The organism is Mesorhizobium sp. B2-6-2 (assembly GCF_006440615.1).
Lineage (GTDB): Bacteria > Pseudomonadota > Alphaproteobacteria > Rhizobiales > Rhizobiaceae > Mesorhizobium.
In genome coordinates this window covers 177,309-197,122 of sequence record NZ_VFUG01000010.1, presented here as the reverse complement: position 1 = coordinate 197,122, position 19,814 = coordinate 177,309, and the positions used below count along the sequence as shown (strand labels likewise).

At 64.3% G+C, this 19,814-nt stretch carries 22 protein-coding genes; 15 read left to right on the top strand and 7 right to left on the bottom strand.

Features of this window, described 5'->3' with window-relative positions:
- The first annotated feature begins 115 nt into the window (after nucleotides 1–115).
- Nucleotides 116–712: a YdeI/OmpD-associated family protein gene (locus FJ419_RS20415; protein ID WP_140697318.1), complete on the top strand. Its 597-nt coding sequence runs from the start codon at nucleotides 116–118 to the stop codon at nucleotides 710–712.
- Between the two features lie 157 nt (nucleotides 713–869).
- Here FJ419_RS20415 and FJ419_RS20410 read toward each other — a convergent pair whose 3' ends face one another.
- Nucleotides 870–1,169: a hypothetical protein gene (locus FJ419_RS20410; protein ID WP_140697316.1), complete on the bottom strand. Its 300-nt coding sequence runs from the start codon at nucleotides 1,167–1,169 to the stop codon at nucleotides 870–872.
- A gap of 400 nt (nucleotides 1,170–1,569) precedes the next feature.
- Here FJ419_RS20410 and FJ419_RS20400 point away from each other — a divergent pair, with 400 nt between their 5' ends.
- The 6 genes from FJ419_RS20400 to FJ419_RS20375 all read left to right on the top strand — a co-directional run bounded on the left by FJ419_RS20400 (nucleotide 1,570) and on the right by FJ419_RS20375 (nucleotide 7,449).
- Entirely contained in the window at nucleotides 1,570–2,628 is a 1,059-nt protein-coding gene (locus FJ419_RS20400) for a nucleotidyltransferase domain-containing protein (RefSeq protein ID WP_140697313.1), read from the top strand.
- A 241-nt stretch (nucleotides 2,629–2,869) separates the two neighbouring features.
- Entirely contained in the window at nucleotides 2,870–4,078 is a 1,209-nt protein-coding gene (locus FJ419_RS20395; RefSeq protein WP_140697310.1) for an ABC transporter substrate-binding protein, read from the top strand.
- Nucleotides 4,075–4,875 carry an ABC transporter ATP-binding protein gene (locus FJ419_RS20390; protein ID WP_140697307.1) on the top strand — a complete coding sequence of 267 codons (801 nt, stop codon included), beginning with the start codon at nucleotides 4,075–4,077 and terminating at the stop codon, nucleotides 4,873–4,875. The genes FJ419_RS20395 and FJ419_RS20390 overlap by 4 nt, the downstream gene beginning before the upstream one ends.
- Nucleotides 4,868–5,572 carry an ABC transporter ATP-binding protein gene (locus tag FJ419_RS20385; RefSeq protein WP_140697304.1) on the top strand — a complete coding sequence of 235 codons (705 nt, stop codon included), beginning with the start codon at nucleotides 4,868–4,870 and terminating at the stop codon, nucleotides 5,570–5,572. The genes FJ419_RS20390 and FJ419_RS20385 overlap by 8 nt, the downstream gene beginning before the upstream one ends.
- A 7-nt stretch (nucleotides 5,573–5,579) precedes the next feature.
- Entirely contained in the window at nucleotides 5,580–6,467 is an 888-nt protein-coding gene (locus tag FJ419_RS20380) for a branched-chain amino acid ABC transporter permease (RefSeq protein ID WP_140631428.1), read from the top strand.
- Nucleotide 6,468: 1 nt separating this feature from the next.
- Nucleotides 6,469–7,449 (top strand): branched-chain amino acid ABC transporter permease, encoded by a 981-nt coding sequence (locus FJ419_RS20375; RefSeq protein ID WP_140697301.1) that lies wholly within the window; start codon nucleotides 6,469–6,471, stop codon nucleotides 7,447–7,449.
- Here FJ419_RS20375 and FJ419_RS20370 read toward each other — a convergent pair.
- The 3 genes from FJ419_RS20370 to FJ419_RS20360 form a co-directional block, all read right to left on the bottom strand.
- A complete protein-coding gene (locus tag FJ419_RS20370) occupies nucleotides 7,446–7,748 on the bottom strand; it encodes a HigA family addiction module antitoxin (RefSeq protein ID WP_140697297.1) in 303 nt (100 codons plus the stop codon). The two genes, FJ419_RS20375 and FJ419_RS20370, sit on opposite strands and share 4 nt — an antisense overlap.
- Nucleotides 7,749–7,786: 38 nt before the next feature.
- Nucleotides 7,787–8,059 (bottom strand): type II toxin-antitoxin system RelE/ParE family toxin, encoded by a 273-nt coding sequence (locus FJ419_RS20365; protein ID WP_140697293.1) that lies wholly within the window; start codon nucleotides 8,057–8,059, stop codon nucleotides 7,787–7,789.
- Between the two features lie 86 nt (nucleotides 8,060–8,145).
- Entirely contained in the window at nucleotides 8,146–8,838 is a 693-nt protein-coding gene (locus FJ419_RS20360; protein ID WP_140697291.1) for a helix-turn-helix domain-containing protein, read from the bottom strand.
- 173 nt (nucleotides 8,839–9,011) lie between these two features.
- On the opposite strand from FJ419_RS20360, the gene FJ419_RS20355 reads away from it, so the two are divergent.
- Both FJ419_RS20355 and FJ419_RS20350 read left to right on the top strand, forming a co-directional pair.
- The gene (locus FJ419_RS20355; RefSeq protein WP_140543052.1) at nucleotides 9,012–9,338 is read left to right on the top strand and encodes a DUF1330 domain-containing protein; all 327 of its coding nucleotides are present in this window, start codon (nucleotides 9,012–9,014) and stop codon (nucleotides 9,336–9,338) included.
- Nucleotides 9,339–9,452: 114 nt separating this feature from the next.
- Nucleotides 9,453–9,989 (top strand): hypothetical protein, encoded by a 537-nt coding sequence (locus FJ419_RS20350; protein WP_181164902.1) that lies wholly within the window; start codon nucleotides 9,453–9,455, stop codon nucleotides 9,987–9,989.
- 73 nt (nucleotides 9,990–10,062) lie between these two features.
- Here the strand turns inward: FJ419_RS20350 and FJ419_RS20345 are convergent, their stop codons facing one another.
- Nucleotides 10,063–10,536: an Lrp/AsnC family transcriptional regulator gene (locus FJ419_RS20345; RefSeq protein WP_140697289.1), complete on the bottom strand. Its 474-nt coding sequence runs from the start codon at nucleotides 10,534–10,536 to the stop codon at nucleotides 10,063–10,065.
- A 102-nt stretch (nucleotides 10,537–10,638) separates the two neighbouring features.
- On the opposite strand from FJ419_RS20345, the gene FJ419_RS20340 reads away from it, so the two are divergent.
- From FJ419_RS20340 to FJ419_RS20320, 5 genes are all read left to right on the top strand, one after another.
- Nucleotides 10,639–11,841 (top strand): diaminopropionate ammonia-lyase, encoded by a 1,203-nt coding sequence (locus FJ419_RS20340; protein ID WP_140697287.1) that lies wholly within the window; start codon nucleotides 10,639–10,641, stop codon nucleotides 11,839–11,841.
- Nucleotides 11,838–13,073: a Zn-dependent hydrolase gene (locus tag FJ419_RS20335; protein WP_140697285.1), complete on the top strand. Its 1,236-nt coding sequence runs from the start codon at nucleotides 11,838–11,840 to the stop codon at nucleotides 13,071–13,073. The genes FJ419_RS20340 and FJ419_RS20335 overlap by 4 nt, the downstream gene beginning before the upstream one ends.
- Nucleotides 13,074–13,276: 203 nt before the next feature.
- Entirely contained in the window at nucleotides 13,277–14,473 is a 1,197-nt protein-coding gene (locus FJ419_RS20330) for a diaminopropionate ammonia-lyase (protein ID WP_140697283.1), read from the top strand.
- Nucleotides 14,474–14,569: 96 nt separating this feature from the next.
- The gene (locus FJ419_RS20325) at nucleotides 14,570–15,751 is read left to right on the top strand and encodes a M20 aminoacylase family protein (RefSeq protein WP_140697374.1); all 1,182 of its coding nucleotides are present in this window, start codon (nucleotides 14,570–14,572) and stop codon (nucleotides 15,749–15,751) included.
- A 258-nt stretch (nucleotides 15,752–16,009) separates the two neighbouring features.
- Nucleotides 16,010–18,106 carry an EAL domain-containing protein gene (locus tag FJ419_RS20320; protein ID WP_140543046.1) on the top strand — a complete coding sequence of 699 codons (2,097 nt, stop codon included), beginning with the start codon at nucleotides 16,010–16,012 and terminating at the stop codon, nucleotides 18,104–18,106.
- Between the two features lie 22 nt (nucleotides 18,107–18,128).
- Here FJ419_RS20320 and FJ419_RS20315 read toward each other — a convergent pair whose 3' ends face one another.
- Together FJ419_RS20315 and FJ419_RS20310 are read right to left on the bottom strand one after the other, a co-directional pair.
- Nucleotides 18,129–18,428: an AzlD family protein gene (locus tag FJ419_RS20315; RefSeq protein ID WP_140697281.1), complete on the bottom strand. Its 300-nt coding sequence runs from the start codon at nucleotides 18,426–18,428 to the stop codon at nucleotides 18,129–18,131.
- Complete coding sequence (locus tag FJ419_RS20310; protein ID WP_140697279.1) at nucleotides 18,425–19,168, bottom strand: AzlC family ABC transporter permease; 744 nt, start codon at nucleotides 19,166–19,168, stop codon at nucleotides 18,425–18,427. Before FJ419_RS20310 ends, FJ419_RS20315 begins: the two co-directional genes overlap by 4 nt.
- Nucleotides 19,169–19,339: 171 nt before the next feature.
- Between FJ419_RS20310 and FJ419_RS20305 the strand changes: the two genes are divergently transcribed.
- Nucleotides 19,340–19,798, top strand: coding sequence for an Lrp/AsnC family transcriptional regulator (locus FJ419_RS20305; RefSeq protein ID WP_140697272.1), 459 nt, complete (start codon nucleotides 19,340–19,342; stop codon nucleotides 19,796–19,798).
- Nucleotides 19,799–19,814 lie beyond the last annotated feature (16 nt).

The following is a 19,814-nucleotide window of genomic DNA, read 5'->3' as shown; positions in this document are numbered from 1 at the left end:
CCCGTCTTACGGGGCATGCACATGCGGCATTTCGATTCACCCAACACTTTCCCCGGACAGCCCTGCCCACGAGGGGGAGATTAGCAGCGTCGGCGCCGCGCAAGAAGGAACAACGATGGCCCCGATCAAGGTCGATCCGGACAAGGTCCACGAATTCCCGGATGCCGAAAGCTTCCATGCCTGGCTTGCCGACAACCACGGCCGCGAAAGCGAAGTCTGGATCAAGATCCAAAAGGTTGGTTCTGGTCTTGCCTCGATCACGCCGAAGGAGGCGATCGACGTCGTGCTTTGCTTCGGCTGGATCGACGCGGTGCGCAAGTCGCTCGACGAGAAGAGCTTCCTGCAGCGCTACACGCCGCGCGGCAGGAAGAGCATCTGGAGCAAGATCAACATCGACAATGTCGCGCGCCTGATCGAGGCGGGGCGCATGACGAAGCATGGCCTCGATCAGGTCGAGGCGGCCAAGGCGGACGGCCGCTGGGATCGCGCCTATGGCGGATCGAAGGAGATGACCATCCCGCCCGACCTGCAGGCCGCGATCGATGCCGAACCGAAGGCGAAAGCGATGCTGGAGAAGCTTTCGGCACAGAACCGCTTCGCGCTCGCCTTCCGCATCCACAACATGAAGACCGAAGCCGGCCGCAAAAAGAAGATTGCTGATCTGGTGGCGATGCTGGCACGCGGCGAAACGATCCACCCACAGAAGAAGTAGGCATGATTCCGAAACGTGGTTGCCGGTTTGCCCGACTAAGACCGCAAACAAAAACGCCGCCCGGGAGGGAGGGCGGCGTTTTCGGGAAGCGATGATCCTGAACCCTTAGCAAGCGGCTCCGGATCATCCGGTCATGAAGGTCGCAACGCGTCAGGCCTTATGCGGCCTTCTTCGCAACATGCTTCTTCATCACATGGTGCTTGCGCACGTGGTGCTTCTTCACGTGATGATGCTTGCGAGCGTGATGACGGTGATGCTTCCTGAGCTTCTTGTGCGGGCCATTGGCGCCGGCCTTCGCCGTCTCGTTAGCGGCCGGGGCGGCCGTGGTCGCGGCAGGAGCAGTGGTGCTCGTCGCCGGAGCGGTGTTCGTCGTGGTGGTGGTCTGGGCGTTGGCGGCGGGCACCGCGAAAGCGAGAGCGACGGCGAGGCCGAGTGCGGAAAGAAGGGTCTTTTTCATAATCGGCATTCCTTGGGTTCGGATCAATGTCTGTTGTGGCGCGCCGGAGTGGTCGGCTGCTGCGGGTACCGTTATGACATCGGCTCTTTTCGCGAGTTTTTCCCGACTGTTGAATCTTGTTTCCGGATTGTGTCTGGCGCCGCCGGCATCGTCTGGGCCGCGACCTTGCGCGACGACGGTCCGACCGGCGGCTTTTTTCGTGACTGCAAAAGGCTGCCTTGGTGAGAAAGGACAATCGCGAAAGTCGTTTCATAGCAAACGATTTAAGCTATTGTTTTCAAGCATTTTTCCACTATCATGGCGGAATTCGAGAGTGATGGTGGAAAATGGCAAGCAAGACATTGTTATTTAACGATTTTCCACTATTAATTTAGAAATGGCTCGGTAGAGTGGAAAACGGATGCTTAGGGAGCTGACAAATGAACAGCGCCGCCAACTCATAGATACCCAGCAGGTCTATGAGAGCTGGCTCGGCGCCAACGAAGAGCACCAAAGGCGCTTCCGGGGCAGCATGCGCTGGGTTGAGCGGAACGGCGCCGAATACCTGCTGCGCAAGATCGGCCAAGCCGAAAGCTCGCTAGGTCGCAGAAGCGAGGATACGGAAAGATCATTTTCGGCTTTCTCCGAGGGCAGGGAACGGAACAAGGACCTGCTGGCCGGCCTGTCAGATCACTTGAACAGCCTTGCCAAGATCAATGTCGCAATTGGCTTGGGGCGGGTGCCGGCTATAGCTGCCCGGATATTGCGACGCTGCGCCGAAACGAACCTCCTTGGACGACAGTTGGTTGTCGTCGGCACGAATGCCCTGTTCGCCTATGAGGCGTTGGCCGGTGTGCAGATCGCGAGCGGCCTCACGGCAACCGGAGACATCGATCTGCTCTTTGACTCGCGCCGCCGGATCAGCTTCGTGACCGGCGAGAAGATAACACAATCCGGGTTGATCGGTGTATTGCGCAAAGTGGATCAGTCCTTCAAGCCACTCCAGCCCAGAGCCTTCAGGGCGACAAACCGGGATGGTTATCTTGTCGATCTCATTAGACCGCAAACGAGAAATGTCCTCAAGGACAATGCCCCGACGTCGATAACGCCGCTTGCCGATGATCTCGACGGTGCCCCGATGGACGGATTGCAATGGCTCATCAATGCGCCCAAGGCCGAGGCAATCGCCATCGATGAGCGCGGCTATCCCGTAAAGATACCGACTGTCGACCCCAGGATATTTGCGCTTCACAAGGCATGGCTCGCGAGGCGGCCCGACCGATCCGCGGTCAAGGCCACCCGCGATCGCGAGCAGGCTGAGGTGGCTGCGGCGATTTCTCACAGCTACCTGAAGCTTCCACTTGACCGCGACTATCTCAAGGCTTTTCCCGCTCCTCTTAGAGAAGCTGCGATCCGCACGCTCCTGCCGGTAAAATCGCTTGGGCTTTCCGAGGATTCTGCAATAGAGCCTGATTGGTAGCCGCCCAGGCCGCCTGGCAATCCTCCATGCTACGAAAATAGCATTCTCGGCCTGCGACATGTGGTGCTAGGCTCGCGCCCGTGCACCCAAGGCACACTGCGGCCCAGCCCGCAAACAGGAGGGCCCGCCAGAGGAGGAGCGGCAGAGCGGGATCGAGGCTCCAATCCAAAATCCGAAGGAACTGTTGAACCATCGCGAGGCAGCCGCGTTTCCCGTGGTTGCCACATGGGAGGAACCACCAGTGAAAGCATCCTATCTCGTCTCAGCCACGCTCCTTGCGGCATCCGCAATGCCGGCCGCGGCTGGCGAAATCTCCGACGGCAAGGTCAAGATCGGCATCCTCAACGACCAGTCGGGCGTCTATGCTGATTTCGGCGGCAAGTGGTCGGTCGAGGCCGCCAAGATGGCGGTCGATGATTTCGGCGGCAAGGTGCAGGGCGCGCCGATCGAGATCGTCAGCGCCGACCATCAGAACAAGCCTGACATTGCCTCCAACATCGCGCGCCAGTGGTACGACACCGAGCAGGTCGACGCGATCATGGAGCTCACGACATCGTCCGTAGCCTTGGCCGTCCAGGGGCTTTCCAAGGAAAAGAAGAAGATCGACATCGTCACCGGGGCGGCTTCCACTGACCTCACCGGCAAGCAGTGCTCGCCCTATGGCTTCCATTGGGCCTACGACACGCACTCCCAAGCGGTCGGCACCGGCGGCCAACTGGTCAAGCAGGGCGGCGACAGCTGGTATTTCATCACCGTCGACTACGCCTTCGGCTATTCGCTGAAGGACCAGACCGCCAAGCTGGTCGAGGCGAGCGGCGGCAAGGTGCTGGGCGAAGTGCGCTATCCGCTCGGCTCCACCGACTATTCCTCCTTCTTGCTCCAGGCGCAGTCCTCCGGCGCCAAGATCGTCGGGCTCGCCAATGCCGGCCTCGACACGTCGAACTCGATCAAGCAGGCAGCCGAATTCGGCATCGTCGCCGGCGGCCAGCGGTTGGCGGCGCTGCTCTTCACGCTCGCCGAAGTGCATGGGCTGGGCCTGCAGGCGGCGCAGGGCGTGGTGCTGACCGAAGGCTTCTACTGGGATCGCGACGACAAGAGCCGTGAATTCGCCCAGCGCTTCTTTAAGCGCACCAACCGCATGCCGAACATGATCCAGGCCGGCACCTATTCGGCGGTGACGCAGTACCTGAAGGCCATCGACAAGGCCGGCACCGACGAGACCGAGGCGGTGGCGAAGGAACTGCATGAAATGCCGGTCAACGACGTCTTCACCGCCAACGGCAAGGTGCAGGCCGACGGCTCGATGGTGCACGACATGTATCTCTATCAGGTCAAGAAGCCGGAAGAGTCGAAGAAGGACTGGGACTATTACACCTATCTGGCGACCATTCCGGGCGACAAGGCCTTCATGAAGGCCGAAGACAGCGGCTGCCCGCTCGTCACCAAGTGACGCTCGACACCGCCACTGCTGTCCGTCCGGACGGCACGGATGAGACGCCGCGGGTGGTGCTTTCCGCCCGCGGCCTCAGGCGCGACTTCGCCGGCTTTGTCGCGGTGAAGGATGTCGACCTCGACCTCCATCACGCCAAGATCCATGCGCTGATCGGCCCGAACGGCGCCGGCAAGACCACCATCTTCAACCTGTTGACCAAATTCCTGCAGCCGACCAGCGGCAGGATCGAATTGCTCGGCACCGACATCACCCGCATGCCGCCGGCCAAAGTGGCGCGCATGGGCCTCGTGCGCTCCTTTCAGATATCGGCGATCTTTCCGCATCTCTCCGTGCTCGACAATGTGCGCGTGGCGCTGCAGCGTCCAAGCGGGCTGGGCTACCAGTTCTGGCGCCCGGTCTCGGCGTTGGATCGGCTTACCCCAAGGGCGCGCGAGCTGCTGGCCATCGTCGGCCTCGATGACGCCGCGCATCGTCTCGCCGGCGATCTCTCCTATGGCCGCAAGCGCGTGCTGGAGATCGCGACCACCTTGGCGCTCGACCCGAAGGTGCTTCTGCTCGACGAGCCGATGGCCGGCATGGGGCATGAGGACGTCGGCACGATCTCCGGCATCATCCGCGCGCTGGCAAAAGACCGCGCCGTGCTGATGGTCGAGCACAACCTCACCGTCGTTGCCGATCTCTGCGACTGGATCACCGTCATGCAGCGCGGCCAGGTGCTGGCGGCCGGCGACTACGCCGCCGTCAGCAAGGACGAGCGTGTGCGCGTCGCCTACATGGGAACCGAGCATGGGTGAGCCGCTGCTTGCCGTGCGCGATCTCCACGCCTGGTACGGCGAGGGCCATGCGCTGCATGGCGTCAACCTCAATGTCATGCGCGGCGAGACCGTCACGCTGCTTGGCCGCAACGGCGTCGGCAAGACGACGACGCTGCGCGCCATCATGGGGCTGATCCGCAAGCGCACGGGCTCCGTCACCTTCAACGGCAAGGACCTGATCCGCCTGCCGTTGCACCGTGTCGCCCATCAGGGCATCGGCTTCGTGCCGGAGGAGCGCGGCATCTTCGCCACGCTTACGGTGGACGAGAACCTTATCCTGCCGCCGGTCGTGGCCAAGGGCGGCATGAGCGTTGAGGAGATATTCGAGCTTTTCCCGAACCTCAAGGAACGCCGCAACAGCCAGGGCACGAAGCTGTCGGGCGGCGAGCAGCAGATGCTGGCCATCGCCCGCATCCTGCGGACCGGCGTCGAGATGCTTTTGCTCGACGAGCCGACGGAGGGCCTGGCGCCGGTCATCGTGCAGCGCATCGGCGAGTTGCTGGCGACGCTGAAGAAACGCGGCATGACCATCCTGCTGGTCGAGCAGAACTTCCGCTTCGCCGCCCGCATCGCCGACCGCTTCTATCTGATGGACCACGGCAAGGTGGTGGAAGGTTTTGCCGTCGGCCAGCTGACCGCGCACACCGAAAAGCTGCACGAGGTGCTGGGGGTATGATGGCGCCATGACCATGATCTTCGGCATCCCGATCCAGGCCTTGCTCGGTCAGCTCTTGGTGGGCCTGATCAACGGCTCCTTCTATGCGATGCTCAGCCTCGGCCTCGCCGTCATCTTCGGCCTCTTACGCATCATCAACTTCGCCCATGGCGCGCTCTATATGCTGGGCGCTTTCATTGGTTATCTGCTGCTGGTGCATTTGGGCATCGGCTACTGGCCGGCGCTGGTCCTGGTGCCGCTTGTCGTCGGCCTGTTCGGCATGGCGGTCGAGCGCCTTGCTTTGTCGCATCTCTACCGCCTCGACCCGCTCTATGGCCTGCTCTTCACCTTTGGCCTCGCCTTGGTCATCGAAGGCGTGTTCCGCTATTATTACGGCGTCTCCGGCAATCCATATGCCGTGCCCGCGCTGCTCGCCGGCGGCACCAATCTCGGTTTCATGTTCCTGCCCAATTATCGCGGCTGGGTGGTGGCGGCGTCGCTCATCGTCTGCATCGGCACCTGGCTGCTGATCGAGAAGACCAGGCTAGGCTCCTATCTGCGCGCCGCCACCGAGAACCCGGAACTGGTTCAGGCCTTCGGCGTCAACGTGCCGCTTCTGCTTACGCTCACCTACGGGCTGGGCGCGGCGCTTGCGGGGCTCGCCGGCATTCTCGCCGCTCCGGTCTACCAGGTCAGCCCGCTGATGGGCTCGGACCTGATCATCGTCGTCTTCGCCGTCGTCGTGGTCGGCGGCATGGGCTCGATCCTCGGCGCCATCGTCACCGGCTACATGCTCGGCCTCGCCGAGGGCCTGACCAAGGTCTTCTATCCCGAGGCCTCGAACCTCGTCGTCTTCGTCATCATGGCGATCGTGCTTTTGCTCAGGCCCGCCGGCCTGTTCGGAAGGGACGCCTGAGATGAGCGAGGCGACCCTTCACGCAGAACGCGCCGCCGCTTCCGTGAGGCTCGAACGGGCGCTGGTGGTGCTGGGCATCGTGGCGCTGATCGCCGCGCCCTTCGTCATCTATCCGATCTTCGTCATGAAGATGCTGTGCTTCGCGCTGTTCGCCTGCGCCTTCAACCTGCTCTTGGGCTACACCGGCCTGCTTTCCTTCGGCCATGCCGCCTTCTTCGGCGGCGCGGCCTATTTCTGCGCCTATGCGGTGAAAGCCTGGGGCTGGCCGCCAGACGCCGGCATCCTGCTAGGCACCGCAGGTGCCGCGGGCATGGGCCTCGTCATGGGCTTCCTCGCCATCCGCCGCCAGGGCATCTATTTCTCGATGATCACGCTGGCGCTGGCGCAGATGTTCTATTTCTTCTGCGTCCAGGCGCCTTTCACCGAGGGCGAGGACGGCATCCAGGGCGTGCCTCGCGGCCACCTGTTCGGCGTCGTGGACCTCAACGTCGCCATGAACATGTATTTCTTCGTGCTCGCCGTCTTCCTCATCGGCGTCTTCGCCATCTGGCGTATCGTCAATTCGCCCTTCGGCATGATCCTGCGCTCCATCCGCGAGAACGAGAACCGCGCCATTTCGCTCGGCTATTCCGTCGGGCGCTATAAGCTCGCTGCCTTCGTCATGTCGGCCGCGCTCGCCGGCTTTGCCGGCGCGACCAAGACGATCGTCTTCCAGTTCGCCACGCTCACCGACGTCACCTGGCAGATGTCGGGCGAAGTGATCCTGATGACGCTGCTCGGCGGCATCGGCACCATGGCCGGCCCGGCGGTCGGCGCCGGCCTTGTCGTCGGGCTGGAGAACACGCTCGCGACATCCGGCTTCCCGGTGACCATCGCCACCGGGCTGATCTTCATGATCTGCGTGCTGATCTTCCGGCGCGGGATTGTCGGGGAGGTCTATGCGCGGTGGCTGAGGCGGCAGGCGGGCGGCAAGAACTCCTAAGCTGCGGCCGCCCCGAACCGCTCAATCTCTTTGAGTTCATCCCGTATGGAGGTGCCCTCGACGGCGAGGTCATAGCTGGCCTGCATGTTCATCCAGAACTGCGGAGTCGTCCCAAAGAACTTTGCCAGGCGCAAAGCGGTGTCTGGCGTAACAGGCGTGGTCTCGTTGGCAAGGCGTTCGATACGCGTACGTGGGACGTGTAGCTTCTTCGCCACGGTGTAGGGTTTCAGGTCGAGTGGCTCGAGGAACTCGGCCCTCAATATCTCGCCGGGATGGATAGGCTTGTCGAGATTGATCATTTGGTTCCGCTCCTGTCGGATAGAGCTGGTTGGTTCAGCTAGTGATAGTCGGTGATCTCTACATCGTCCGCTCCACCATCCGTCCACCGAAAGCAAACGCGAAATTGGTCGTTGATACGGATCGAGTATTGACCGGCGCGATCGCCCTTCAGCGCTTCAAGCCGGTTTCCCGGGGGAACCTTGAGGTCGGCCAGTTCGGCAGCGTTGTCCAACATGAACAGTTTCCGTTGAGCGACACGAACGAGATCTGCCGGGAATCCTTTCGGAGCTTTGCCTGTCGAAACCGCCTCAGTGGTCCTCGAAGGGACTATCTTGAGCGAGGTGCGCCCGCGGGCACTTCCAGCTCACCTTCACCCGGTCCATAGCCATAAACGTTCGACAGCAAGGTGGTGCCCGGCTATGCCGCCCGCTTGGGTTCGACCGCGAACGGGCTGAGCCCGAGCCAGCTTTGCATCTTCCTGCCAATGGCCTTGTCGCCGGTCAGGACGACCTTCACGCCGGCCTTCTCGACAGTCAGCACGCCCATCCAGATTGCGGTCATCGTGTGGAGATCGGTCGAGACGTAGAGGTCCACCTCGAAACCCGGATCGTACCAGCATAAATCGACCTCGCCATGCTTCTCGACGATCAGCCACCACGAGCGTTTCGAGGCCGGCAGATCCTGATACAGAAATTGTATCACGGTTCTTCCCTCGGGCAGCGGCGAGGGGTTCAGATTGCGCCGCATATCCCACATCAGCAGCGACGGATCGAGGTTCTTCAACGACAGCCGGGACTCGACCCATTTCTGTCCCCAAAAGCCCATTGCCTCGACAACAGGGCGCAAGTCGCGTCCCGCCTCGGTCAGCCGATAGTCGAAGATACCCTTCTCGCCGGGGACTTCCCGGCGCTCCACGATCCCCGCCAGCTCCAGCTCCTTCAGCCGTTGCGACAGAAGGGTCGGCGACATTTTCGGCACACCGCGTCGCAGGTCGTTGAAGCGGGTCGAGCCCGCCACCAGCTCGCGCATCAACACCATCGTCCAGCGGGTGCACAGCACCTCGGCGGCCATCGATAGCGGGCAGAACTGCTTGTAACCGTGCTGGGTCATGATCGGCGCCTCCTCAAAGTTGGCCGGACATTAGACCTTCATGAATGAAGCGGCGAGTACAGAAACTGTACCGGCCCGGTACAGATCCAGGACTGGTTGGCGCGAGCCCTGCCGTGCGAGCCGTTTGGCCGACGCACGGGATATGCCTGTGCGCAGCAACCAGGAGAATGACCATGACCGCTTACCTTATCGCGGATATCAAGGTGAAAGATCCGAAATGGATACCGGACTACGCCGCGACCGTGCACGACCTCGTTCACAAGCACGGCGGCAGATATCTGGCGCGCAGCGGCAATGTGAGGACGCTCGAGGGCAAGCCGCTCGACACGACGCTGATCGCGCTGATGGCCTTTCCATCGGAAGCGGCGGCGCACGCCTTCACCAATGATCCGGCCTACGCCCCCTTCGTGTCGGCCCGCCAGGGCGGCAGCGACAGCCGCTTTCAGCTGATCGACAACACCGATCTGGCCGGAACGATTTCGTACCTGCCGAAGGGATGATCGGCAGCCGCCGCATCCAAACCGGGATCATCAAGCACAAACAGCCACGGCGCTTGCCTGTCGCGCCGCCGTATTTTCGGCCGCCGGCCAGCCGTGCTTTTCAGGAAGAACGGAATGAACATGACACCAAACTTTTGTAACAGGCTGCTCATGGCAGCGGCCGCGCTGACGGCCTGTACGACCTTCGCCCAGGCGCATCAGGACGCGGCTGCATCGGTGTCCGGCGCCAACCCGCTGGCCGACAAGGTGCGAGCGGCCAACAGCCGGTTTCTTGACGTCAAGGCTGCCACGGCGGAGGGCTATGCGTCCATTCCTTGCGCCAGTGGTATCACCGGCGGCGCCATGGGCATCCACTATGTCAACGGCCAGTATCTGAAGGACGACAAGATCGATATCGCCCGTCCGGAAGCGGTCATGTACGAGCCGATGGCCGACGGCACGCTGAAGCTGGTGGCGGTCGAATACATCACCTCGAAGGGGCCCGCGTCGCTCGACGGCCAGCTGTTCAACTTCAACAGCGCGCCCAACCGCTACGGCCTGGGCGAGTTCTACGAACTGCATGTCTGGGCCTGGAAAGGCAACCCGACCGGCACCTTCGCCGACATGAACCCGAAAGTGTCGTGCGAACACGCGGCGTCGCCGACCCAGTAGAGGTTGGAGATTGGCGAAAGCCAGCACAACAGCCGATCTCCCCCTTGTAGGGGAGGTCGGCAGCTACGACGCCTCACCCCACCGGCACCGCCATCCCGACCTTCACCCGGTCCATGGCGACAAACGTGCGAAACCTTTTGACATTGTTGTTCTCGAAGAACAGCCGCCTAGTCAGCGCCTCGTAATCGGCCATCGTCGCCACCGTGACGACCAGGATGAAATCGGCCTCGCCGGTGACGTAGTAGCATTGCTGCACTTCGGGCACTTGGGCAAAGCCGCGCTTGGCGGCGTCGATGAGCTCGGCGCGTTCGCTCTCCACCTCCACCTCGACGAAGATCGTGATCGGGTGGCCGACCTTGGCCGGATCGACCAGCGCCACATTGGCGCGGATGACGCCGGTCTCCTCCATGCGCTTGATGCGCCGCTGCACGGCCGGCGCCGACAGGTTGACCTTCTCGCCGATCGTGCGCTGCGGCGTGGCGTTGTCCTTCTGCAGGATGGCGAGGATGGCGCGGTCGAAGGCGTCGAGTTCGGGCGAAATGGACATGGCAGCGCTCCAAACGAAACAAACTTGCAATTCAGGCACCAAAACAGAGCGCCTTTCTCGCCTGGCCTGCAATAAATTTCGGTCATCAAGACGGAGAAACCCATGTTGCTGCTCAACCGCCACCCGGACCATCGCCAGCCGCTGACCGAGGAAGACGCCGCGACGCTTGGGCTCGCCGGGGCCGACGAAGCGGAACGCTTCCTTGCCGCGCGCGACAATCATACCGAGACACCGCTGCTTGCCTTGCCGGCGCTGGCGGGCGAACTCGGCATCAGCGCGCTGCATGTCAAGGACGAGGGCAAGCGCCTCGGCCTCGGCAGCTTCAAGGCGCTCGGCGGCGCCTATGCCGTCATGCATCTGGTGCTGGAGGAGGCCGGCAGGCGGCTCGGCCGCGCCGTAGACGTCGCGGAACTGCATAACCTTGAGGTCAAGGCGATCGCCGCCGGCATGGTTTTCGCATGCGCGACCGATGGCAATCATGGACGCTCGGTGGCTCAGGGAGCCGGCCTCGTCGGCGCGCGCTCCGTCATCTTCGTCCACTCCGGCGTTAGCAACGAGCGCGTGGCGGCCATTGCCCGCTTCGGCGCCGAGATAGTGCGTGTCGCTGGCGATTACGACCAGTCGGTCAGGGAAGCCGCCCGCGTCGCCGCCGAGCGCGGCTGGACCGTCGTCTCCGACACGTCCTGGCCGGGCTATGAGCGCATACCCGGGCTTGTGATGCAGGGCTACACGGTGATCGTGCGCGAGACGCTGAGGCGCTTGCCGCAGCCGCCCACCCACGTCTTCCTTCAGGCCGGCGTCGGCGGCTTCGCCGCGGCGGTCGCCGGCCATCTCGCCATCATGCTTGGCGAGGATCGCCCGAAGGCAATCGTGGTCGAGCCGGCGCGGGCGGCCTGCGTCTATGAGACGGCCAAGGCCGGACGTCCGGTCACGATCGCGCACAGCAAGCCCACGGTCATGGCGATGCTCGAATGCTACGAGCCGTCTCTGGTCGCCTGGCGCGTGCTGTCGCGGATCGGCGATGCCTTCATGACCGTGGACGAGGAAGATGCCATCGCGGTGATGAACCGTCTGGCGAGACCTGCCGGCAGCGATCCGGCGATCGTCTCGGGCGAGAGCGGCGGGGCAGGGCTCGCCGGGCTGATCCGCGTTGCCGGCGACAACAAGATGCGCGCGGCGATTGGCCTCGATGCCCATTCCCGCGTGCTGATCATCAATTCCGAAGGCGCGACCGATCCCGGCCGCTATGCCGAGCTGGTCGGAATGGCGCCGCAAGACGTCGCGCAAGCGAGGCTGCCGGCATGAGCAATCTGATGATCAACGCCGACCGGCTTCTCGGCCGTATCCAGGAGCTCGGCACTATCGGCCGCGATGCGCAGGGGCGGCTGGTCCGCGTCGCCGCCTCAGAGATGGACCGGCTCGGCCGCAACCGCCTCGTCGGCTGGCTGGAAGAGGCAGGGCTCGAGGTCGCCGTCGACCGCATCGGCAACATTTTCGGCATCTGGCGGAACGATGCCAATAGCGACCAGCCGCCGGTCATGCTCGGCTCGCATATCGACACGGTGATCGACGCCGGCATCTATGACGGCTGCTACGGCGTGCTTGCCGGCCTCGAAGCGATCGAGAGCCTGAGGGAAGCCGGCTTCGCGCCGGCGCGCCCGATCGTGGTTGCCGCCTTCACCAATGAGGAGGGCGTGCGCTTCTCGCCCGACATGATGGGCTCGCTGGTCTTTGCCGGCGGTCGGAACCTCGAGGAAGCGCTGGCCTCGGTCGGCACCGACGGCACGGTGCTGGGCAAGGAGCTGGAGCGCATCGGCTATGCCGGTCGGCATCGGCCCGGCTTCCTCAAGCCGCATGCCTATGTCGAGCTGCATGTTGAGCAGGGGCCGGTGCTCGAGCGCGAGGGCATCGCCATCGGCGCGGTCGAGAACCTGCAGGGCATTTCCTGGCAGCGCGTTACCATCGACGGCGAGGCCAACCATGCCGGCACCACGCCGATGTCGATGCGAAAGGACGCAGGCGTCGCCGCCGCCCGCGTGATCGGCTTCTTGGCGGACCGGGCCGGCGCCTCGTCGACGCGCACTGTCGCCACCGTCGGCACCATCGCGTTCGAGCCGAACGCCATCAACGTCATCCCATCGCGGGCGATCTTCACCATCGACCTGCGCGATCCCGACGAAACGCATCTTCGCAAAGAGGAGGCGGCGCTTGCCGCCTTCCTCGACAAATTGGCCGCAAGCGCCGGCGTCACCGTCCATGCCGAAAGCCTGGCGCGTTTCGAGCCGGTGACCTTCGATGCCCGCATCGTTTCGCTGATCGAGGATGGCGCCAGGGCGGCCGGCCTTTCGTGCCGGCGCATGACCTCGGGCGCCGGCCACGACGCGCAGATGATCGCGCGCATCGCGCCGTCCGCGATGATCTTCGTGCCGAGCCGGGGCGGCATCAGCCACAACCCCGCCGAGTTCACCGCTCCCGACGAGTTGGTCGCCGGCGCCAACATCCTGCTTAGCGTCGCCGCCCGGCTGGCGGGCGACTGATCGCGGGAGGAACCCAGATAGGCGTGCCGCTGGGGTGAAATACCACCAAAAATAGTCATGTTGGCTGTATCTGGTCGTCCCGAAGCGAATATCCGGCGACATCCAATCGAAACAAACTTCAATCACTTAGCCAAATAAAGCATCCAAAATCGCGCCCGAATCGCGCCCGCCGACAGAGTTCAGTGCCTCGCAGGAAGACTAGCATGCTGCTTCTCAACCAACGTCCCGAACACAACCAGCCGTTGGTTGCCGCCGATGCCGAGTCGCTCGGCATCGCGGGGGGCGAGCGGGCCGAGCGTTACCTCAAGGCGCGCGACAATCATGCCGAAACGCCGCTGCACGCCTTGCCGGCGCTGGCCGATCACCTCGGCGTCGCGGCACTTCATGTCAAGGATGAAGGCCAGCGTCTCGGCCTTGGCAGCTTCAAGGCGCTGGGCGGTGCCTATGCCGTCATGCGGCTGGTGCTGGAAGAGGCCGGCAAGCGCCTCGGTCGCGATGTCGATGTCTCCGAGATCGGCGAGCCGAGAGTGCGCGGGATCGCGTCGAGCATGATCTTCGTCTGCGCCACCGACGGCAACCATGGCCGATCCGTGGCACAGGGCGCCGGGCTTGTCGGTGCGCGTTCGGTGATCTTCGTCCATGCCGGCGTCAGCGCCGAGCGCGTCGCGGCCATCGCCCGCCTCGGCGCCGAGATCGTGCGGGTCGAGGGCGGCTATGACCATGCGGTGCGCGAGGTCGCCCGCGTCGGTGCCGAGCGCGGCTGGAAGATCGTCTCCAACACGTCCTGGCTGGGCTATGAGCGCGTCCCCGGACTGGTCATGCAGGGCTACACGGTGATCGTGCGCGAGACGCTGCGGCGCTTGGCCGAGCCACCGACGCATATTTTCCTGCAGGCTGGCGTCGGCGGCTTCGCGGCGGCAATTGCCTGCCATATGGCGGTCATGCTTGGCTCCAGGCGGCCGAAAGCGGTGGTGGTCGAGCCGCGGCGCTCGGCGTGCCTCTACGCTTCGGCTGAGGCCGGACGTCCGGTAACGATCGCCCAGCAGCAGCCGACCGTGATGACGATGCTCGAATGCGCCGAGCCGTCCTTGGTCGCTTGGCGCGTGCTGGCGCGCGTCGGCGATGCCTTCATGACGGTGGAAGAAGAGGACGCCGTCGCCGTGATGAAGCGGCTGGCGCGGCCCTTGGGCAACGATCCGGCCATCGTCTCCGGCGAGAGCGGCGGCGTCGGGCTCGCCGGACTGGTCCGCGCTGCGGGCGACGGGCAGATGCGTGCGGCGTTAGGCCTCGATGCCGGCTCCCGCGTGCTCGTCGTCAACTCGGAGGGCGCCACCGATCATGGCCGCTTTGCCGAGCTGGTCGGGATGGCGCCGGCAGAGGTGTTCCTGCAGACTGCCTGAGAGCAATTCCGGGAAAAGCACGCGGCGGTTGGCTCGGCGACTTCGCCGTAGCGTTCCGTCCGGAATTGCGTCATGAAAAGAGACTTGAGGGCGACGATGGCTGAGCTCGACCAGCAGGCACTGCACAGCGAGATGACGGCGTGGCGGCGCGATCTCCACGCCCATCCAGAATTCGGTTTCGAGGAACAGCGCACCGCCGCTTTCGTCGCCGCGAAATTGCGGGAGTTCGGCCTGGAGGTCGCCGAAGGCGTCGGCGGCACCGGCGTCGTCGGCACGCTGACCCGAGGCAGAGGCAACCGTGCCATCGCGTTGCGCGCCGACATGGATGCGCTGCACATCGCGGAGCAGGGCAGGCAAGCCTGGCGCTCGCAAATGCCGGGCACCATGCATGCCTGCGGCCATGACGGCCATACCTCGATGCTGCTCGGCGCGGCGAAATTGCTTGCCGGTGAGGGCGGCTTCGACGGCACGGTGCGCTTCATCTTCCAGCCGGCCGAGGAATGGGGCAGGGGCGCGCTGGCTATGCTGGGCGACGGCCTGCTCGAGCGCTTCCCCTTCGAGGAGATCTTTGGGCTGCACAACATGCCCGGTCTGCCCATCGGTCATTTCGAGACCCGGAGCGGTCCGGTCATGTCGGCCGAGGACAATTTCGAGATCGTGCTCAAGGGCCTGGGCGGCCACGCAGCGCGGCCGCATGCCGGCCAGGAGACCTTGGTCGCCGCCTGCGCGCTCGTCGTCAACCTCCAGACCATCGTCTCGCGGCGCTTGAGCCCCGCCGATATCGGCGTCGTCTCGGTGACCGAGCTCATCGCCGACGGCACCCGCAATACGCTGCCCGGCATGGCGCGCATCCTCGGCGACTGCCGCAGTTTCAGGCCCGAGGTGAGCGCCGCGATCGAAAAGGAGATGCGGCGCATCGCCGACGGCACGGCCCAGGCCTATAATGTTGCGGCTGAAGTCGCTTACACCCGCGAGTTCGTGCCGTTGATCAACGATGCCGCATTGGTCGACGAGGCGCTTGCGGCGGCCCGGTCCGTGCTGGCCGACGACGCTGTTCGCGTCGCGGCCGACGATGCCGTTCGCATCGCGGCTGAGCCCATGACCGCCTCGGAGGATTTCGCCCGCTTCCTCGATCATGTGCCTGGCTGCTTCGTCTTCATGGGCAATGGCGATACGGCACCGCTGCACAACCCGTCCTATGATTTCAACGACATGGCCCTGCTGCACGGCGCGCGGTTCCATGCGGCGGTGGTGAGGCGAAGGTTGGCGGTGGGCTAGGCGATTGGCGGCGGCGGTCGAGCGCAGAGGGGGGTGCTGTCCCGCCGGCGTTTCGGTTTTTTGCAGTCACGGCCAAGCCGGTTAGCGACCAGCTCCACCCCGACAAAATCAACGCCGCGATCCTTCACGCCCCCCTGGCCTGCCGGCCATCTGCCCCTCTTGGGACCTCTTGGAGGGAGATTAACTGAACCACTCCCGGTAACCCTTTTTTCTCTGCTTTCATGCAATATTGCCGGGACGGGATGGCAAGAACAAGCAATGGCGGACGACGACAAACGCAACGGTAAGTTCTGGGCGCTGGCGCTTGATCGCGCTCATCTCGGTCTATGGGACTGGAATTTGTCGACCGGCGATTGCTACTATTCGCCGACCTGGTCGAAGATGTTGGGCTACGAGGCGAACGAGCTCGCCAACACGCCCGATCTCTGGCTGAAGCTGACCCATCCCGACGATCGCCAGCGCGCGCAGGAAAGCGGCGACCGGCATATTGCGGGTCTCGTCGATTCCATCGAGACGGAGCTGCGCCTGCGCCACAAGGACGGCCACTGGGTCTGGGTGCTCGACCGCGGCGGCATTGTCGAGCACGACGCCGACGGCAAGCCGCTCAGGATGATGGGCGTGCAGACCGACATCACCCGGCAAAAAGAGGCCGAGGCGGCGCTCGAGCAGGTCAATATCCGCTTCCGCCTCGCGATAGCCGCCAGCGGCACCGGCATTTGGCACCACGATATCGGTACGAAGAAGAGCTATTGGGACGCACGCACGCGCGAGATCTTCGGCCTGGTTGCCGATACCGATGAGGTGACGGCGGACCTCTGGCACACCTACCTTCATCCCGACGACAAGGAAGCTACCGAGCGAGCGCATCTGATCGCCCCCGGCTCGAACAGCGTCGTCGCCTCGCAATACCGGATAGTCCTGCGTGACGGCCAGGTCCGCCATCTCGAGTCGCTGGTGCGTTTCATTGCCGGCGTCGGCTCGGCCGGCCAGATTTTGGGCACGGTGCGCGACATCACCGAGGAGAAGACGCGCGCCGAGGAGCTTGCCTTCGCCGCGCGTCACGACGCGCTGACCGGGTTGCTCAACCGTTCGGCCTTCGACCGGCTGCTTGCCGAGAACATCGCCATGGCCGGGCGGCTGCCGCTTGCCGTGTTCTATGTCGACCTCGACTACTTCAAGGCGCTCAACGACTATGCCGGCCATGCCGCCGGAGACCTCGCGCTGAAGAGCGTCGCGGCGGGCATCCTCGCCAGCCTGCCCGCGTCGGGGCAGGCGGCGCGCCTCGGCGGCGACGAATTCGCGCTGTTGGTGCCGAACTGCAATGACGCCTGCGCCGAGCGCCTTGCCCGCGCGGTGCTTGCCGCGGTGCACGACGCCGATCCCGGCTCTGCCGCCACCTCGCGCAGGCTTGCCGCCAGCATCGGCATCGCCTTCGTGCGCGACCCCACCATGAGCGTGGCCGACGCGCTCGCCTGCGCCGACGATGCCTGCTACGCCGCCAAGGCCGGCGGCCGTGGCCGCTTCGCGGTGTTCTCGCCGGAAACGGCGTCGGGCGCCGGCGGCCTCAACGCCGCGCGGCTTGCGGCAGACCTGGTCGATGCAATGGAGGATGGCCGGCTGAAGCTGTTCGGCCAGGAGATCCACCGGCTCGGCCAGCCATGGGAGGACAGCCGCCATGTCGAGGTGCTGGCCAGGCTCGAGGGCCGTAGCGGCAACATGATCCCGCCCTGCGGTTTCATGCCGGTCGCCGAACGCTTCGGCCTTGCCGCCCGGCTCGACCGCTGGATCATCCGCGCCGCGCTGACGCGCCACGGCGAGGCGATGCGCGCGGGCGCCATCTCGCTCGACTTCAACCTGTCGGCGCAGACGCTTTCCGATCCGCAGCTCTGGGAGTTCGTCGACGAGGCGATCGCCGACAGTGGCGCGCCGGCGTCGGCGATCGGCTTCGAGATCACAGAAACCGCCGCCGTCACCAATTTCGATGCCGCGGCCGAGTTCGTGCGCAAGGCCAGGCAACGCCGCTGCCGCGTCAGCCTCGACGATTTCGGCGCCGGCATGAGCTCGTTCGAATATCTCAGGCGCTTTCCCGTCGATGCCATCAAGATCGACGGCTCCTTCGTCGAGCACATCGCCGAAAGCCGGTTCGACCGCGAGATCGTTTCGGCGATCACCGGCATCGCCCGCTCGATGGGCGCTGCCGTGGTGGCAGAGAAGATCGAGGAAAAAAACGCGCTGGAAATCCTCATGGGCATGGGCGTTGCCTATGGCCAGGGCTATTTCCTGCACCGGCCCGAGCCGCTGGAAGCGATCGTGGCAAGGGCGACGGGCGGCGCGTGGGGGATGCGGGCCGGCTAAACTATCTCCTCCTCGGGGGAGATCAGCCACCCATCCACCTCAGCACGCCCGCCGAAGCCACCCCAATCACCACTGTCGGCAGCATCGACAGCCGTGTCGCCGCTAGCACCGTGATTGCAAGTGCCGCCAGATCGGCCGGATTCTTCGAGACGAAATCCGGCGCGATCACTGAGATCAGCACGCAGCCGGGCGCGGCCTTCATCACCGCCGTGGCGCGTGGGCTGAGCGCGCGGTTCCTCAGCACCACATAGCCGCCGATGCGGGTGAGATACGTCACGCCGGCCATCGCCAGGATGGCGAGCACGGTCATCGGATCGATCATCTCTCACCTGCCAGGAACCACGCGGCCACCAGGCCGGACAGCGCACCGGCCGCCACATACCAGGCGCCGGGCACGACGAGATAGGTGAGCGCCGCCACCGCCAGGCTGACCAGCCAGGGCCGCGCCGCGGCAAAGCCCGTCCACATGCCCCGAAGCAACACCAGGAACACAGCCGGGAAAGCCAAGGCAAAACCGTATGTCTCGACGTCGCCGAGCACCGGATCGAGTGCCGCGCCGCAGGTCGTGAACGCCACCCAGGCGAGGTAGAAGGGCAGGGCGGCGCCCAAATAAAAGGCCGGGCTGAAGGCCGGCCGCATGCCGGCGTCGGCGCGCCGCCGCGCATCCGCAAGGCCTACGGCCCAGCTCTCGTCGCACATCAGGAACAGCGCCGGAAAAACCTGCCGCTTCGGCAGATGGTTGATGAACGGCGCAAGTGCGGCGCCCATCAGAAAATGCCGGCTGTTGACCAGAAAGGTGATGGCGGCGATCAACAGGATATGCGGCGGCGAAGTCCAGAGCTGGATCGCGGCGAACTCGGAGCCACCGGCGAAATTGAGGCCGGTCATCAGCGGCACCTCGGCCACGCTCAGGCCCTTCTGCGCGGCCTGCGCGCCGAGCACCAGCGCGTAAGGGATGATGCCGAGCAGCACCGGCGTCGAAGCGGCGAGCCCGCGCCGGAACTCGCCGCCGCGTCCATCGGTGCTTTGACCCTCGGCGAGGGCGATCTCGGAAATGCTCATGGCTTTGCTTTCGGCTGGCCTCGCGGCCGCCGTTCTCCCGCTCGGTTGTGGGTTGCTATCGGTGGGGCACTATAGCCGAATTGCCTCGCAATCGGGTTGCGAAGATGCCCCGTTTCTGCCAAAATTTAGCATTGAATGGCGAATTAGAGCAAAAGATTGGAATCTGGCACTATGAAGCTGGATGAGATCGACAGGCGCATCCTGCGCGCCTTGCAGCGCGACGGGCGCATGGCCAATAACGATCTGGCCAAGGAAGTCGGCCTCTCGCCGTCGCCTTGCCTGCGGCGCGTCAAGCTTTTGGAGGAGACGGGTGTCATCGATCGCTACGTCGCGGTGCTCAACCCGGCCAAGATCGGCCGCGGCCAGACCTTTTTCACCCGCATCTGGCTGAAGCAGCAGGATGAGGACACGATCGAGCATTTCGCCGCCGAGGTGGCGAAATTCCCCGAAGTGATGGAGTGCTATCTGATGCTGGGCGACTGCGACGCGATGGTGCGGATCGTGGCGGCCGGCATCGACGACTACCGCCGCTTCCAGTCGGAGCACCTGAGCCGCATCAAGGGCGTGCAGAACGTCAAGACGGATGTGCCAAGCCAGACGATCAAGCAGACCTCGGAGATGCCGCTGTGAGGCTCTTGCCTTCTCC